Source organism: Aeromonas sp. sif2433, assembly GCF_019218705.1.
Taxonomy (GTDB): domain Bacteria; phylum Pseudomonadota; class Gammaproteobacteria; order Enterobacterales; family Aeromonadaceae; genus Aeromonas; species Aeromonas encheleia.
Map to the genome: position 1 here is coordinate 30,419 of NZ_JAHUXD010000001.1, position 14,702 is coordinate 45,120.

Annotated in this window: 12 protein-coding genes; 9 read left to right on the forward strand and 3 right to left on the reverse strand. The window is 65.7% G+C overall.

Translation table 11 applies throughout. The features are described from left to right. Positions 1-3: 3 nt before the first annotated feature. The 7 genes from KW825_RS00155 to KW825_RS00185 all read left to right on the forward strand — a co-directional run bounded on the left by KW825_RS00155 (position 4) and on the right by KW825_RS00185 (position 8,747). A complete protein-coding gene (locus KW825_RS00155) occupies positions 4-846 on the forward strand; it encodes an enoyl-CoA hydratase-related protein (RefSeq protein ID WP_218327803.1) in 843 nt (280 codons plus the stop codon). Beyond that, a complete protein-coding gene (locus KW825_RS00160; RefSeq protein WP_218327805.1) occupies positions 843-2,816 on the forward strand; it encodes a biotin carboxylase N-terminal domain-containing protein in 1,974 nt (657 codons plus the stop codon). Before KW825_RS00155 ends, KW825_RS00160 begins: the two co-directional genes overlap by 4 nt. After that, positions 2,813-3,781, forward strand: coding sequence for a hydroxymethylglutaryl-CoA lyase (locus tag KW825_RS00165; RefSeq protein ID WP_218327806.1), 969 nt, complete (start codon positions 2,813-2,815; stop codon positions 3,779-3,781). The genes KW825_RS00160 and KW825_RS00165 overlap by 4 nt, the downstream gene beginning before the upstream one ends. Next, on the forward strand, positions 3,771-3,947 hold the full coding sequence (locus KW825_RS00170; RefSeq protein WP_218327807.1) for a hypothetical protein: 177 nt from the start codon (positions 3,771-3,773) through the stop codon (positions 3,945-3,947). Before KW825_RS00165 ends, KW825_RS00170 begins: the two co-directional genes overlap by 11 nt. After that, entirely contained in the window at positions 3,944-4,357 is a 414-nt protein-coding gene (locus tag KW825_RS00175; RefSeq protein ID WP_042653683.1) for a MerR family DNA-binding transcriptional regulator, read from the forward strand. The genes KW825_RS00170 and KW825_RS00175 overlap by 4 nt, the downstream gene beginning before the upstream one ends. Before the next feature lie 340 nt (positions 4,358-4,697). Continuing rightward, complete coding sequence (locus tag KW825_RS00180) at positions 4,698-7,595, forward strand: DUF748 domain-containing protein (RefSeq protein WP_218327808.1); 2,898 nt, start codon at positions 4,698-4,700, stop codon at positions 7,593-7,595. Between the two features lie 555 nt (positions 7,596-8,150). After that, positions 8,151-8,747 carry a GPR1/FUN34/YaaH family transporter gene (locus KW825_RS00185; RefSeq protein ID WP_042653681.1) on the forward strand — a complete coding sequence of 199 codons (597 nt, stop codon included), beginning with the start codon at positions 8,151-8,153 and terminating at the stop codon, positions 8,745-8,747. A gap of 90 nt (positions 8,748-8,837) precedes the next feature. Here the strand turns inward: KW825_RS00185 and KW825_RS00190 are convergent, their stop codons facing one another. Next, complete coding sequence (locus KW825_RS00190) at positions 8,838-9,632, reverse strand: M90 family metallopeptidase (RefSeq protein WP_218327809.1); 795 nt, start codon at positions 9,630-9,632, stop codon at positions 8,838-8,840. 19 nt (positions 9,633-9,651) lie between these two features. Further along, complete coding sequence (locus KW825_RS00195) at positions 9,652-10,065, reverse strand: GNAT family N-acetyltransferase (RefSeq protein ID WP_218328147.1); 414 nt, start codon at positions 10,063-10,065, stop codon at positions 9,652-9,654. A gap of 321 nt (positions 10,066-10,386) precedes the next feature. Here KW825_RS00195 and KW825_RS00200 point away from each other — a divergent pair, with 321 nt between their 5' ends. Then, positions 10,387-11,880: a sodium:alanine symporter family protein gene (locus KW825_RS00200; RefSeq protein WP_218327810.1), complete on the forward strand. Its 1,494-nt coding sequence runs from the start codon at positions 10,387-10,389 to the stop codon at positions 11,878-11,880. Between the two features lie 67 nt (positions 11,881-11,947). Here KW825_RS00200 and KW825_RS00205 read toward each other — a convergent pair whose 3' ends face one another. Next, on the reverse strand, positions 11,948-12,754 hold the full coding sequence (locus KW825_RS00205) for a crotonase/enoyl-CoA hydratase family protein (RefSeq protein WP_218327812.1): 807 nt from the start codon (positions 12,752-12,754) through the stop codon (positions 11,948-11,950). 160 nt (positions 12,755-12,914) lie between these two features. Here KW825_RS00205 and KW825_RS00210 point away from each other — a divergent pair, with 160 nt between their 5' ends. Then, positions 12,915-14,702, forward strand: coding sequence for a putative nucleotidyltransferase substrate binding domain-containing protein (locus KW825_RS00210; protein ID WP_218327814.1), 1,788 nt, complete (start codon positions 12,915-12,917; stop codon positions 14,700-14,702).

Below are 14,702 nucleotides of genomic sequence, written 5' to 3' on the forward strand. Positions count from 1 at the left end.
AGCATGTCCGACCCCCTCTTTGACAATCTGCCCCAGGCCGGTTTTCGGCTGGAACGTCACGGCCCGCTGGCGGAGCTCATCCTGGCGCGCCCCGCCCGCCATAACGCCTTCGATGCGGCGCTGATGCTGGGGCTGCTCGACTGCCTCGACGAGCTGGTCCACCACCATGACAACCCCCTCGCCGAGCGGCCACGAGCCCTGCTGCTGCGGGCGGAGGGCAAACACTTCTGCGCCGGCGCCGATCTCGACTGGATGCGCAGCCTGGCTCACGCCGATTTCGAGCACAACCGCGAGGATGCGAGGGTGCTGGCGCGGCTGATGCAGACCCTGGACACCCTGCCCTTCCCCACCCTCGCCCTGGTGCAGGGGGCCGCCTATGGCGGGGCCCTTGGCCTCGTCTGTGCCTGCGACATAGTGCTGGCCAGCGACGATGCCCGCTTCTGCCTCTCCGAGGTGAGCCTGGGGCTGGTGCCGGCGGTGATCAGCCCCTATGTGGTGCGCGCCATGGGCATGCGCCAGGCGCGCCGCTACATGCTGAGCGCCGAACCGTTCGATGCCATCACCGCCTGTCGCCTCCATGTGGCACACCAGCTGGCCAAACCGGCGCAGCTGCTGGCGGAGGGCCGCGCCCTCGCGCTGCGGCTGTGCCGCAACGGCCCGGAGGCGATGAAGGAGACCAAGCGGCTGCTGGCCGCCATCGATGAGCAGGGGGTTGCCCCTCATGAAGAGAAAACCGTCGAGACCATCGCCCGAGTGCGGGTCGGACTCGAGGCTCAGGAGGGGATGCAGGCCTTCTTCGACAAGCGCCCCCCCGGCTGGCGCCCCCGTTTCAAGGATGAAGCATGACAAACAGAAAGCCCATTCGACGCCTTCTTATCGCCAATCGCGGCGAGATCGCGGTGCGCATCATCAAGACAGCGCGCCGCCTCGGCATTCATACCATCGCCCTCTACTCAGATGCCGACCAGGGTGCCATGCATGTGCGCGAGGCCGACGAGGCCTGGCACCTGGGGCCTGCGCCTGCGCGGGAGAGCTATCTCGATGCCGCCAAGGTGCTGCGCATCGCCCGCGAGGCGGGCGCCGATGCCGTTCACCCCGGCTATGGCTTCCTGTCGGAAAACAGCGACTTCGCCAGCGCCTGTGAGGCCCAGGGAGTGCGATTTATCGGCCCGAGCGGCGCCGCCATCCTCGCCATGGGGGACAAATCCGGTGCCAAGGCGCTGATGCTGGCGGCCGGGGTGCCCGTGCTGCCCGGCTATCACGGCCAGGATCAGCGCCCTGCGCTGTTGCGTGATCAGGCGAGCCAGACCGGCTTCCCGCTGCTGATCAAGGCCGCCAGCGGCGGCGGCGGCAAGGGGATGCGCCGGGTCGAGCAAATAGACGAGTTCGACGAGGCGCTGGCGGCGGTGAAGCGCGAGGCCCTGGCCGCCTTCGGCGATGACAACGTGCTGCTGGAGCGCTACCTGCCCAAAGCCCGCCACGTGGAGGTGCAGATCTTCGCCGACAGCCTAGGCAACGCCATCTATCTGGGGGACAGGGACTGCTCGCTGCAGCGCCGCCACCAGAAGGTGATCGAGGAGGCCCCGGCCCCCGACATCCTTCCCCAGTTGCGCAAGGCCATGGGTGAGGCGGCGGTCGCCGCCGCCAGGGCCATCGACTATGTCGGGGCCGGCACCATCGAATTTCTGCTGTGCGAGGGGGAGTTCTTCTTCATGGAGATGAACACCCGCCTGCAGGTGGAGCACCCGGTCACCGAGTGCGTCACCGGCCAGGATCTGGTGGCCTGGCAGCTGGCGGTCGCCGAGGGCCAGCCCCTGCCGTTGACCCAGGATGAGGTGAAGCTGTGCGGCCACGCGGTGGAGGCGCGCCTCTACGCCGAGGACGTAGGAGCCGGATTCCTGCCCGCCAGCGGCCCCATCCACTGGCTGCACTGGCCGGAGGGGGTAAGGATCGACACCGGGGTCGCCGCCGGGGATGCCGTCAGCCCCTATTACGATCCCATGATCGCCAAGCTCGTCGCCCACGGCCAGAGCCGCGCCGAGGCCTTTGCCCGCCTGGCCGAGGCCCTGGGTACCCTGGCGCTCGGCCCGCTGGTGCACAACGGTCCGCTGTTGCAGCGCCTGTGCCAGGAGCCCGACGTGCTGGCCATGCGCCATCACACCCAGTGGCCCATCCCCACCGAGCCGCAGGCCATTCCCGCGCTCGCCTGGCCGCTGGCCGCCCTCTGGCTCGCCAGCCGCGTGGCCGGTATGGCGCCCTGGCAGCGGGCGAGCGGTTTTCGACTCGGCCATCGCCAGCATTGGACGGCGGCGGTGCGCATCGGCGAGGAACGTCGGGTGCTGAGCCTGACCGGCGCCGAGGGTGTGCTCGACTGGCAAGGGAGCCGGCTCCCCTATGAGCTGGGCCCGGATCATATCCGCCTGCAACAGGCAGGGCGCTGGCAGCGCTACCCCGTGCAGCGCGGTGCGGCCGGGGCCTTTCTGCTGCGCCTCGGCGAGCAGAGCATTTGCTTCGAGGCCGATGATCAGCAGCATCAGGCGCAACATGATCACCACAAGGGCAGCGGCGCCGTCGCCCCCATGCACGGCATCGTCGTGGCGCTGCTGGTCGAGGCCGGCCAGTCCGTCCAGAAGAACCAGCCCCTGCTGGTGCTGGAGGCGATGAAGATGGAACACACGTTGCGGGCAGAACATGACGGGGTGATCGCCGCCCTACTCTGCCAGCAAGGGGATCAGGTGAGCCAGGGCACTGTGCTGGTGCATTTTGCCGACGCCGATACGGGCGCTGGCGAAAACAAACAAGAGAGCGCGTCATGAGCAGAGAACATGGGATACCGATCGATCGGGTGAGCCTGGTGGAGATGGGCCCGCGGGACGGGTTGCAAAACGAGGCCCGCATCCTGCCGCTCGAACAGCGGCTGGAGCTGATCGCCCGCCTCGCCGACAGCGGCCTGCAGCGGATCGAGGTGGGCGCCTTCGTCTCCCCCCGAAAGGTGCCGCAGATGGCGGACTCCGCCGCACTGTTTGAGGCCCTGCCGCGCAAGGGGCCGACTCGCTACGGCGCCCTGGTGCCCAACCTGCAGGGGCTGCAGGCCGCCATTGCCGCCCGGGCCGACGAGATCGGCCTCTTCACCGCCTGCTCGGATGGCTTCACCCGCGCCAACATCGGCATCGGCGTGGAGGAGTCCCTGATCCGCTTCGCCCCCCTGGTGGCAGAGGCGCGCCGCCTCGGCATCAAGGTACGGGGCTACCTCTCCACCGTCATAGCCTGCCCGTTCGACGGCCCGACCCGCCCGAAGCGGGTCGCCGCCCTGGCCGAGCGGCTGCTGGATCTCGGCTGTCACGAGATCTCCCTGGGTGACACCATAGGCGTCGGCACCCCGGGCACGGTGGCGCCCATGCTGGATGCGGTGCTGCACGAGGTACCGGCGGGGCGGCTCGCGGTGCATTTCCACGACACCTACGGCCAGGGCCTGGCCAACCTGCTGCCGGCGCTGGAGCGCGGCATCCGCACCATCGACTGCTCGGTGGCCGGGCTCGGCGGCTGCCCCTATGCGCCGGGGGCCTCCGGCAACCTGGCCTCGGAGGAGGTGGTCTATCTGCTGCACGGCCTCGGCATGAGCACCGGGGTGGATCTGGACAAGCTGGCCGCCACCGGCCAATGGGTGAGCGAGCGTCTCGGCCACGGCAACGGCTCCCGGGTCGGTCGGGCGCTCCATGCCAGGGCCCTGCAGCTGGCGGCACAGCATGAAATCGCGCAGGGAGAGTGCCATGGTCCTTAATCGCGTCTCCGACAGGGAGATCCGTCGCGGCATCCCGATGTTGGTCCAGGGATTTGAGATGCCCAAGGCGCACGCCATGAAAGCTGGTCATTTCTCCGGCAAGGCGAGCACTTGCGGCATCCCGGTATTGGTTCGGGAGTTTGACACCCACGGGAGCGCACCATGAAAGCCAGCCCCTTCTCCGGCAAGGAGGTCACCTACAGCATCTCGGAGCTGGCGCAGGAGTTTGACATAACCCCGCGCACCATCCGCTACTACGAGGATGAGGGGCTGATCACCCCGTCCCGGGAGGGACAGACCCGCATCTACAGCCACAAGGACAAGATCCGCCTGAAGTTGACCCTGCGTGGCAAACGGCTCGGCTTCAGCCTGGCGGAGATCCGCGAGCTGTTCGATATGTATGACACCGATCGCTCGAGCCGGATGCAGCTGCACTCCATGATCCAGCTCATCGAGGCGCGGCGTCACTCCCTGCGCCAGCAACTGGAAGACATCCAGATGGTGATGGCCGAGCTGGACGCCGCCGAGCAGCGCTGCGTCAATTCACTCGACGGCTTGAAAACCAGCGCAGATTAACCGGAGCTGAGCCCTCGCGCCCCGGTGCGGCACTGAAAACGCTGGGGCTGTGCGGTGCCACCGGCCGATGGCGCCGGCAGGCTCATCCCCAGCCGGGTGGCCGAGCGGCCTGGGACTATGTCAGGACCCGGCGGCCCTCTCTATCTCTCCAACCCGACTCCGCTTCACCAGAGACGCAGCCATCTCGCGCTATGGCAGGGCGCCCCCCGATGGCGGGCCGACGGCGCGACCAGAACGCGACACACTCCACGCGCTGGACAGAGTACGGCGTAGCGCATCCGGCAACCCATGCTTCCCCGGCGATTAATTGCTACCATGTGCGCATCAAACGGAGACCACCATGCTCAAGCCGCTGCCCGCTCGTCTGTTGCGCTATACCCTCTATCTCTGCGCCGCCTTGCTTATCTCCCTCTTCATCCTGCTATGGCAAGCCCCCAACCTCACCCAGCGCCACCTGCCCGGCTGGCTGGCCAAACACTATGGTCTGCGGCTGACCCTGGGGGAGATCGACGTCAATCTGCGCCATCCCTCCCTCAGCATCGGCCCCTCCGCCCTGCTCGACGAGCAGCAGCAACCCCTGCTGACGTTCGAGCGGCTCCAGTTAATCCCTCTGCCGCGCGAGAGCTGGCAGCAAAAATCCATCATCCTGGCCGATGCCATCCTGACCAAACCGACCCTGGATCTGGTCCGCCTCGCCGATGACAAGGGCCAGCGCGAGCCGCGCTTCAATCTGACCGAGGCGCTGGCCGGGGTGCTGGCCGCCGATCCGGCTCAGGCCCCCGCCGCCGCCGAGCCTGTGCTGGTGCGCATCAACCGGCTGGCCCTGGAACAGGGCCAGATCCAGTATCGGGATAGCCGCAAGCAGAGCAGCCCGGGCTGGGTGCCAGCGCTCAATCTGCAGGCCGTGGCGCTGGAGCTGCCCGACTTCTCCACGGCCCAGGCATCTGCCAATCGCTACCGGCTGAGTGCGACCCTCAATCAGAAGAGCCCGCTCAAGGCCGAGGGGGAGTTCGATCTCCTGACCGGGGCCGGCAAGGGGCGACTCAGCCTCGGCAAGCTGCCGCTCTCACCCTTCGCGCCACTCTGGGCCCCCTATCTCAAGGTCAATCTGGCCAAGGGGGACGCCAGCGCCGAGCTGGACTACCGGCTGAGCCAGAGCAAGCAGGGGCTGGATTGGCGACTGTCGAAGGGCAAGCTGGTCTTGAACAACTGGCAGCTCAAGCGGCCCAAGGGGGCCGAATTCGCCCGCTTCAACCAGCTGGCCCTGACCGGGGTCCGGCTCGATGGCCGCAAGCAGTCCCTCGATGTCGACGCCATCGCGCTCAAGGCTCCGGCCGTGACGGCCGTGCTCGATGACAGGCAGCGGCTGGATCTGGTCGAGCTGCTCGTCCCGCCACCCGCCGCCAAGGCGACGGCCAAGCCACAGCAGCCGGGCAAGCCCTGGCGCTGGCAGCTCAAACAGACCCGCATCAGCCAGGGCGAGCTCAAGCTGACCGAATCGAGCAGCGGCAAGCCGCTGGCGCGCTCGCTCTCCGGGCTGACCCTCAATCTGGGCACCTTGGGCAGCGCCACCGACCAACCCACGACGCTGACCCTCGCCAGCACCCTCAACGGCCAGAGCCAGCTGAACTTCGACGGCGCCCTCAGCCTCGCCCCCTTCGCGCTTGACGGCGAGATCAAGCAGCAGGGGTTGCCGCTGAGCTGGGCCCAGCCCTATCTGCAGGATCTGCTGAGGGTCAAGGTGCAGGATGGCCTGCTCAGCAGCCGCACCAAGCTGGCCATCGCGACCGATGCGCAGGGGGCATTGCGCCAACTGGAGGTCACCGGCGGCTTTGACATCGACAAGCTGCAGGTGCTGGACAGGGCCGACAACCAGCGACTTCTGCAGATAGAGCGCCTGCAACTGAGCGGCCTGCGCTATGACGGCATCAGCCAGCAGATCAGGATCGCCGATATCCTGCTGCGCCAGCCCTTCGCCCGCATCGAGATCAACGAGGAGGGGATCACCAACGTGCAACAGCTGCTGTTGCCACAGCCGGCCAGTGCCAAGCCGGCCGGCGGACCGGCCCCCCGCATCACCATCGATCAGGTGCGCACCGAGCAGGGCAACCTGCGCTTCGCCGATCGCAGCCTGAGCCCGGAGTTCGTGGTGGACATCGCCTCGCTCGCCGGCCAGAGCCGCCACATCAGCAACATTCCCGGCCAGCGATCCGATCTCGCCTTCAACGGCAAGGTGGACAGATACGCCCCCGTCACCATTCGCGGCGGCACCAACCTGCTGATCGACGATCCCGTGCTCGACATCGCCGTGGCCTTCAACAACCTGGAGCTCACCACCTTCACCCCCTACTCCAGCACCTATGCGGGCTACGCCATCGACAAGGGCCAGCTCTCCATGAAGCTCAACTACAAGTTGCAGGGCAACCGGCTGGAAGGGGACAACGACATCACCATCAAGAAGCTGCAGCTGGGGGAGAAGGTCAAGAGCGAGCAGGCCAAGGATCTGCCGCTCGGGCTCGCCATCGCCCTGCTCAGCGACGCCAGCGGCGTCATCAAGATGAACCTCAAGGTGAACGGCAACCTGGATCAGCCGGATTTCAGCCTGGGCAACATCTTCTGGGACGTGCTCGGCAACACCCTTGGCAAGGCCATCACCTCCCCCTTCTCCCTGCTGGCCTCCCTGACCGGCGGCACCAAAGATCTCGATGAGCTGCCCTTCCTGCTGGGGGATCCTAGCCTCACCCCGAGCCAGCAGACCAAGCTCGGCACCCTGGCCCAGGCGTTGAAGGAGCGCCCCAAGCTCAGCATGAACATCCGCGGCAAGGTCAACTTCAACGAGGAGCGCCCCATACTGCAACGCCAGAAACTGGAGCGCGTGCTGGCCAAGCTCACCGGCGCCCCGGTCGATCTCGGCGTGCTGGAGCAGGATCCCGCCCTGCAAACCGCGCTGGGAGAGGCCTATGAGGCGCGCTTCAAGGAGGGTCTCGGCAGCCTGGCCGGTCGGCTGGCACTGGATGAGGCGAGCCCGGCCCTGCGTGCCCAGGCCGTGATCCTGCTGCGGGACCAGCAGCTGATCACCGCCAAGTCCTTGCGCAACCTCGCCATGCGCCGCGCCCAGAACACCAAGGAGTTCCTGGTGGATACCCAGGGCATAGCACCGGAGCGGCTGTTCGTGCTCGACAGCCAGGTAAAGGAGGCGGACAAGGACGCCAAGGTGGTGCTGACGCTGGATGACTGAGCCGGCGGGGGGAGCCCGGGCTCCCCTCTTCTCCCATCACCTGCCCCGCCATCCCCGCCCGCCTCCATTTCGCTTATATCGCCTTGCTCGGCTATATCGCCTCGCTCGGCGCCCCAGCCACCAGCCACCAGCCACCAGCCACCAGCCATGATGGCGGCCGTCGTTGGCGCTCTCCTGCATAGCGCTGGTATTAGCGATGAATGCTGCCGCGTCCCGTTTCAAATAGTGTTAAACATCGCTTGTCTGATGGCATATGAGACTAATTTTCAATCGAAAGGAGGTTAAATATCGACTTACCGGAGGCGATAAGACGGCCAGACGCCATCTCAGGTGCCGTCATTCAGTTTCACCACCTGGTAATTCACACAAAAAATCAACCTCGCCACCCCTATTCATTTACCTGTTTTCTACCTGGATGGCACGAATCATGGCCAGGGTAAACTTTCGTGTCGTTTTTTTACTATTTCTGCATTTCTCCCCTTGCCCGGGGTCCAGAGCCTGCCTAAAATCGCGCGTCTTTTATCAACCCCTACCTCTATTGCTGGAGAACACCACGTGAGCGAAAAATTGGCCAACCCTGCCCCTCTGGGTCTGATGGGTTTCGGTATGACCACCATTCTGCTGAACATCCATAACGCAGGTTTCTTCCCCATCAGCGCCATGATCCTGGCCATGGGCCTGTGCTATGGCGGCCTGGCCCAGATCATCGCCGGTATCATGGAGTACAAGCGTGGCAACACCTTCGGTGTCACCGCCTTCATCTCCTACGGCACCTTCTGGTGGAGCCTGGTGTTCCTGCTGATGATGCCGGGCATGGGTCTGGCCGAAGCCACCCCGCACGCCTTCATGGGCTGGTATCTGCTGATGTGGGGCATGTTCACCCTGTTCATGCTGGTCGGCACCATCAACTACCCGCGCGTGAAGCAGTTCGTGTTCGCCTCCCTGACCGTGCTGTTCTTCCTGCTGGCCGCCCGTGACTTCACCGGCAGCGCCCTGATCGGCACCATCGCCGGTTTCGAAGGCATCATCTGCGGCGCCAGCGCCATCTACCTGGCCATGGCCACCGTGATCAACGAGCAGTATGGCCGCACCGTGCTGCCCATCGGCGATCACAAGAAAGCCGCCACCGTGCAGCTCAAGGCCGCCGCATAATCCGCGATCATCTGGCGCCCGCGCCGATGCAAAAAAGGCACCCCTTGGGGTGCCTTTTGTTTATCCGGCTGCTTGACTCGCTGCGGGCCCCTACTCCCTCGCCAGCAGGCGGGTGGCAGGGAAGCGGGCCGCCGGCTGCTGGCCGAAGAACAGCACGAACTGCTCATAGACGGCAGGATAGGCCCCCCGTAGCCCCAGCGGATCGGTGAAGAAGCTCTCGCAGCACACCGCGAAGAACTCGGCAGGATGCTCGGCGGCATAGGGATCGATGGCGGTCGGCTCGTGGCGGGCCAGCTGGGCACTCAGCTCATCGAACGCACGCTGCATGGCCTGGGTCCACCGGCGCGGATCCATGCCGCTCGGCAGCGGCGGCGCCCCATCGGCATTCCCCCCCAGCATGTCGAGCTTGTGGCTCAGTTCGTGGATCACCAGGTTGAAACCGTCCCAGTCCCCGTCCTGCTGCAGCTCGCTCCAGGCCAGCACCAGCGGCCCCTGGGGCCAGGATTCCCCGGCGTTCTCCTCTTCCCATTCGCTGACCAGGCCGAACTCATCCTGCACCTCCTGGCGGCGGGTGACGGGCTCGGGGATGATGATCACCTCGTGAAAGCCGCGATACCAGTCCAGCCCAAGGTGCAGGATAGGCAGCGCCGCCTGCAGGGCCAGCACCGCCTGCTGGCGGGACGTGAGCTCGACCCCGATCTGGGTCAGCGTCTTGCGGGCCAGAAACTGCTGGGCCAGCTTCGTCAGCCTCGCCTCGTCATCCTCGGAGAAACCCTGCAGTATGGGCACGGCCGCCAGGGCCTGCCGCCACTCCAGCGCCCCGGGGGGATTCTCCTGCCGGGGGGATGAAGGATAAAACCACTTCCATAATCGGGACCAGAACACACAGACTCCTCTTGCCACGTCAGAACAACTTCACGAACCGCTTCGGGCGCTCAAGATAGCCCTGCGCCAGGTAGAAGCGATGGGCCCCCTCCCGCTTCAGACTGCTGGAGAGCTCCAGCTGGCCACAGCCTTGCATCTGTGCCCGCGCCTCTGCCGCCGCCAGCAACAGGGCGCCTACCCCCTTCCCTCTTGCACTCTCATCGATAACCAGCGCCGAGATCAGGCCCCAGGCGGGTGCAAGGTGCAAGGGTTGCAGGAGATGCCACACCAGGACCCCCAGCACCTCGGCATCGAGGCAGGCCAGCAGCACCTCGCGGGCCGGATCCGGCTGCCGCAGGCGATCCACGATCTCGAGTGCCCCGGCCGGGTAGCCCAGCTGCTCGAACAGGCGGGCCATGGCGACGCCATCCCCCTGCTCGGCGAGGCGGACCATGCCGCGATTGTCTTCCATTTTCATTCCTGGCCTCACATTTGCTTTCTATCAACCGGCGACCCGCAAAGTGATCGGCACGGGGCATTTCCGAATCTTGTCCAGCCCATTCTGTCATTTGTTATTGCCAATTCACAAATTAACAAACCGACAACATATTTCACTAGGAAGCCCCTGCACAAATCGATATGTTAAAAGCCGCAGACTTACCAGTCGAAAGTACTGCACTAACCTGAGTGACCCTCTTGGTCACCACAGATTTCAATATTTTAGGGAGCGAGGCACAGACCTCGCCAAGACAGCGCAACAAAGGAGTTGTTGTACATGAATGAGATCGTCAATGCCATCAATGGGGTGATCTGGAGCCCCGCGCTCATCTATCTGTGTCTGGGGGTAGGCCTCTACTTCTCCCTGCGCAGCCGCTTCCTGCAACTGCGCCATATCAAGGAGATGGTGCGGTTGATGTTCGATGGCAAGAGCACCGATGCCGGTGTCTCTTCCTTCCAGGCACTGGCCATGACCCTGGCCGGCCGGGTCGGTACCGGTAACATCGCCGGGGTCGCCACCGCCATCACCTTCGGCGGCCCGGGCGCCCTGTTCTGGATGTGGATGGTCGCCTTCCTCGGCGCCAGCTCCGCCTTCGTGGAGTCCACCCTGGGTCAGGTCTACAAGGAGAAGATCAACGGTGAGTACCGCGGCGGCCCGGCCTTCTACATCGAGAAAGGGCTCGGCATGAAGTGGTACGCCTGGACCTTCGCCATCTCGACCATCTTCGCCTGCGGCGTCTTGCTGCCGGGGGTGCAGGCCAACTCCATCGGGGCCAGCCTGCAGACCGCCTTCGCGATAGATCCTAACGTCACCGCCGCCGGTCTGGCGCTGCTGCTCGGCTTCATCATCTTCGGCGGCGTCAAGCGGATCGCCAGCTTCGCCAGCACAGTGGTGCCCTTCATGGCGCTCGGCTACATCATAGTGGCCTGCGTCATCATCGCCCTCAACATCGGTCAATTGCCCGGTGTGCTGCTGCTGATCTGGAAGAGCGCCTTCGGCATGGAGGCCGGTTTCGGTGCCATCCTGGGCCTGGCCATCATGTGGGGGGTCAAGCGCGGGGTCTATTCCAATGAAGCCGGTCAGGGGACCGGGCCGCACGCCTCCTCCGCCGCCGCGGTGAGCCACCCGGCCAAGCAGGGTCTGGTGCAGGCGTTCTCCGTCTACATCGACACCCTGTTCGTCTGCTCCGCCACCGGCTTCATGCTGCTCATTACCGGGCTCTACAACGTGCAGGGTCCGGACGGCGCCGCCATCTACACCGGCATCGCCGGTATCGCCGCAGGCCCTGGCTATGTGCAGACCGCCATGGAGAGCATGATGCCCGGCTTTGGCAGCATGTTCGTGGCCGTCGCGCTGTTCTTCTTCGCGTTCACCACCATAGTCGCCTACTACTACATCGCCGAGACCAACATCGCCTACATCAACCGCAAGGTGAACCGTCCCTGGCTGACCTTCGTGCTCAAGCTGACGCTGATGGCCTCCACCGTCTATGGCACCGTCAAGACCGCGGATCTGGCCTGGGGTCTTGGTGACATCGGGGTCGGCCTGATGGCCTGGCTCAACATAGGCGCCATCCTGCTGCTGCAGAAGACCGCCTTCGTCTGCCTCAAGGACTATGAGGCCCAGAAGGCCAAGGGGCTGGATCCCGTGTTCCATCCGGAGAAACTCGGCATCAAGAACGCCGACTACTGGATGGGTCACCGCTCCGAGGACAACCTGAAGCAGGAGCAGGACGGCCATCCGTTCGAGCCGGATCGCAAGATCTCCTGAATCATCACCCCATGACTAGACGCAAAAAATGGCAGCCCTGGCTGCCATTTTCTATTGAAGAGCGCGGTCAGAGCGCGTTGCGCCGCGGCCCGAACGGCAGCCGCCAGCGCAACAGGCTGTTGAGGGTGGCGCGCCACTGGTTGGGCCGCCCCAGGATCTGTCGCTGCAGACGGGTCTCTTCCTTGAGCATCGCCTCATCGCTGCGGGCCCAGGCCTGGGTGTAGAGCCGCTTGATCCCCGCCAGCGCATCCGGCGACTTGGTGATCAGGGTCTTGGCGAACTCCCGCGCCTCGGCCAGCGGATCCGCGCAGACCCGACTCACCAGCCCCAGGCTCCTGGCCTCGCTGGCATCGCACTCACGCCCGCTCATGGCGAGCTCCATGGCGGTGTCGACCCCCATCAGGTTGCGCAGGGTGACGCTGCCACTCATGTCGGGGATGATGCCCCACTTGATCTCCATCACCGAGAAGCGGCAATCCGGTGTGCTGAAGCGAAAATCCGCCCCGAGCGCGATCTGCAAGCCGCCCCCGAAACAGACCCCCTGGGTCACCGCGATCACCGGCACCGGCAACTGGTGCCAGCCATAGGCGACCCGCTGGGCCAGATTGGTCGCCTCGTCCGCTTCCCGTTTGAGGATGTCGAGCGCCGCCACCGGCTGCTTGAGCATGGATTTCACATCCAGCCCGGCGCAGAAGGCGCGCCCCTCCCCGTGCAGGATCACCGCCCGCAGCCCCCGGTGCCGCTGCAGCTGGCCGAGCACCTCATCGATGGCGCCGAACATGGCCCTGTCCAGCGCATTGAGCTTGTCCCCCCGCGCCAGCATCACCTCGGCGATGCCGTCCCGGATCTCCCATTTGACCCTTGGTTTATCCATGTCCCCTGTCCTCTCCTGAGCCGATACTGGTCATACCACCAAGTTACCAGACTGTTACCGACGGGTACAGGGAGGCGAGGGCCTCCGTGCGACTAAAGTCGGCTGGCCCCGCTCCGGCGCCTTTGTCAGACTGGCCTCACGCCCCCGGCCGAGAACCGCCATGACCATTCTGTTCAACTTCAGTCGCCCGCCGTTTGACTGCCTCGGGGAAGCGGAGCGCCAGCGCCTCGGGCAGAGCCTCAGCGTCTGCTATTTTCGGGCGGGCCAGAGGGTGCTGAGCCCGGGGGACGCCCCTCCCGGCCTCTATCTCATCATCAAGGGGGCGGTGGAGGAGTCGAGCCCCCACCAGTCGTTCGGCGATTACGGGGTCGACGATCTGTTCGATGTCCGTGCCCAGTTCGATGGCCGCTGCCGCCATGGCTTCAGCGCCCTGGAGGACTGCCTCTGCCAGCTGATCCCCCGCGAGGTGTTCGCGGAACTCTGCGCCGGCAACCCGGAGCTCGCGCACTACTTCACCGCGACCCTGGCCGAGCGTCAGCACCAGCAGGCGCGGCGGGAGCAGCTTGGCCAGCAGAATCTGGCGGAGTTCATCCTGACCCGGATTGAACCCAACCACCTGCAGCCGCCGCTCCTCGTCGAGAGCCGACTCAGCCTGCTGGCCGCGACCGAAGCCATGGCCAGCCAGGGCAGCGATTGCCTGCTCTATCCCGCCGCCGACGGCAGCCTGAGCCTGGTCACCCGCAAGACCCTGCTCCACGCCCTGACCCTGAGAGGGCTGCCGCTGACGGCGCCGCTCGCGGTGCTGAGCCCGGCCCCGCTGATCGGCCTGCCCCTTGGCAGCTACCTGTTCGACGCCCTGCTGCTGATGACCCGTCACCGCATCAAGCGGCTGGTGGTCTGGGATCGGCAGGAGGTGGCGGGCGTCTTGCACCTGACCCAGGTGCTCGGCCTCTTCTCCGCCCACTCCCACGTGCTGACCCTGCGCATCGCCCGCGCCGATAGCCTGCCCGCGCTGGAAGCCGTCGCCCGGGAGCAGCAACAGCTGACCCGCTCCCTGTTCGGTCAGGGGATCCACACCGCCTTCCTGATGAGGCTCATCGCCACCCTCAACGAGCAGCTGATCGCCAAGGCCTTCACCCTGGCGATCCCGGCCGAGGTGCAGGATAAGGTGTGTCTGCTGATGCTGGGATCGGAGGGGCGTAGCGAGCAAATCCTCAAGACCGATCAGGACAACGCCCTGATCCTGCCCAATGATCTGCATTGGCCCGATCGGCAGGCCGATCTGGCCGCCTTCAGCGCCCTGCTCGCGCGGCTCGGTTATCCCCCCTGCCCGGGTCGGGTGATGGTTAGCAACCCGGCCTGGGTGAAGGAGGCCGCGCACTGGCAGCAGGAGATCGAACGCGCCTGCCTGGGGGCCAGCGAAGCCGATCTGCTCTGGCTCGCCACCCTGGCCGATGCCCAGCCCATCGCCGGCGATCGCAGCCTGCTGCCCCCCATCGCCCGCAGGCTAAGGGAGCAGCTCGCCGATCGGCCCGATCTGCTGGCGGAGATGGCCCGCGCCGCGGTCGCCTTTCACACCCCCCTCACCCTGTTTGGCCGGCTGGCCCAGGAGCCCGAGGGGCTGGATCTCAAGCGGGGTGGCCTGTTTGCGCTGGTACACGGCATCCGCCTGCTGGCGCTGGAGGCCAAGATCCTGGAGACCTCCACCCTGGGCCGCATCGAGGCCCTGGTGGCCTGCGATCGGCTCAGCAGCGATTACGGTGCCAATCTGGCGGAGGCGTTCCGGCTGTTCGTTCGGCTGCGGCTGCGCAGCCAGCTCAAGGGGGGCGACCACAGGGTGCGGGTGGATGCGCTCAGCCACAGCGAGCGGGATCTGCTGCGCCATGCCCTGCATCAGGTGAAGAAGTTCCAGCAGTGGCTCGCCTTGCACTTTCGTCTGAGGCAATAG

Excerpts from the sequence above, each read along its gene's own strand:
- KW825_RS00155 (WP_218327803.1), top strand. The coding sequence starts at position 4 with ATGTCCGACCCCCTCTTTGACAATCTGCCCCAGGCCGGTTTTCGGCTG.
- KW825_RS00210 (WP_218327814.1), top strand. The coding sequence starts at position 12,915 with ATGACCATTCTGTTCAACTTCAGTCGCCCGCCGTTTGACTGCCTCGGG.
- KW825_RS00170 (WP_218327807.1), top strand. The coding sequence starts at position 3,771 with ATGGTCCTTAATCGCGTCTCCGACAGGGAGATCCGTCGCGGCATCCCG.
- KW825_RS00175 (WP_042653683.1), top strand. The coding sequence starts at position 3,944 with ATGAAAGCCAGCCCCTTCTCCGGCAAGGAGGTCACCTACAGCATCTCG.
- KW825_RS00200 (WP_218327810.1), top strand. The coding sequence starts at position 10,387 with ATGAATGAGATCGTCAATGCCATCAATGGGGTGATCTGGAGCCCCGCG.
- KW825_RS00160 (WP_218327805.1), top strand. The coding sequence starts at position 843 with ATGACAAACAGAAAGCCCATTCGACGCCTTCTTATCGCCAATCGCGGC.
- KW825_RS00195 (WP_218328147.1), bottom strand. The coding sequence starts at position 10,065 with ATGGTCCGCCTCGCCGAGCAGGGGGATGGCGTCGCCATGGCCCGCCTG.
- KW825_RS00180 (WP_218327808.1), top strand. The coding sequence starts at position 4,698 with ATGCTCAAGCCGCTGCCCGCTCGTCTGTTGCGCTATACCCTCTATCTC.
- KW825_RS00205 (WP_218327812.1), bottom strand. The coding sequence starts at position 12,754 with ATGGATAAACCAAGGGTCAAATGGGAGATCCGGGACGGCATCGCCGAG.
- KW825_RS00165 (WP_218327806.1), top strand. The coding sequence starts at position 2,813 with ATGAGCAGAGAACATGGGATACCGATCGATCGGGTGAGCCTGGTGGAG.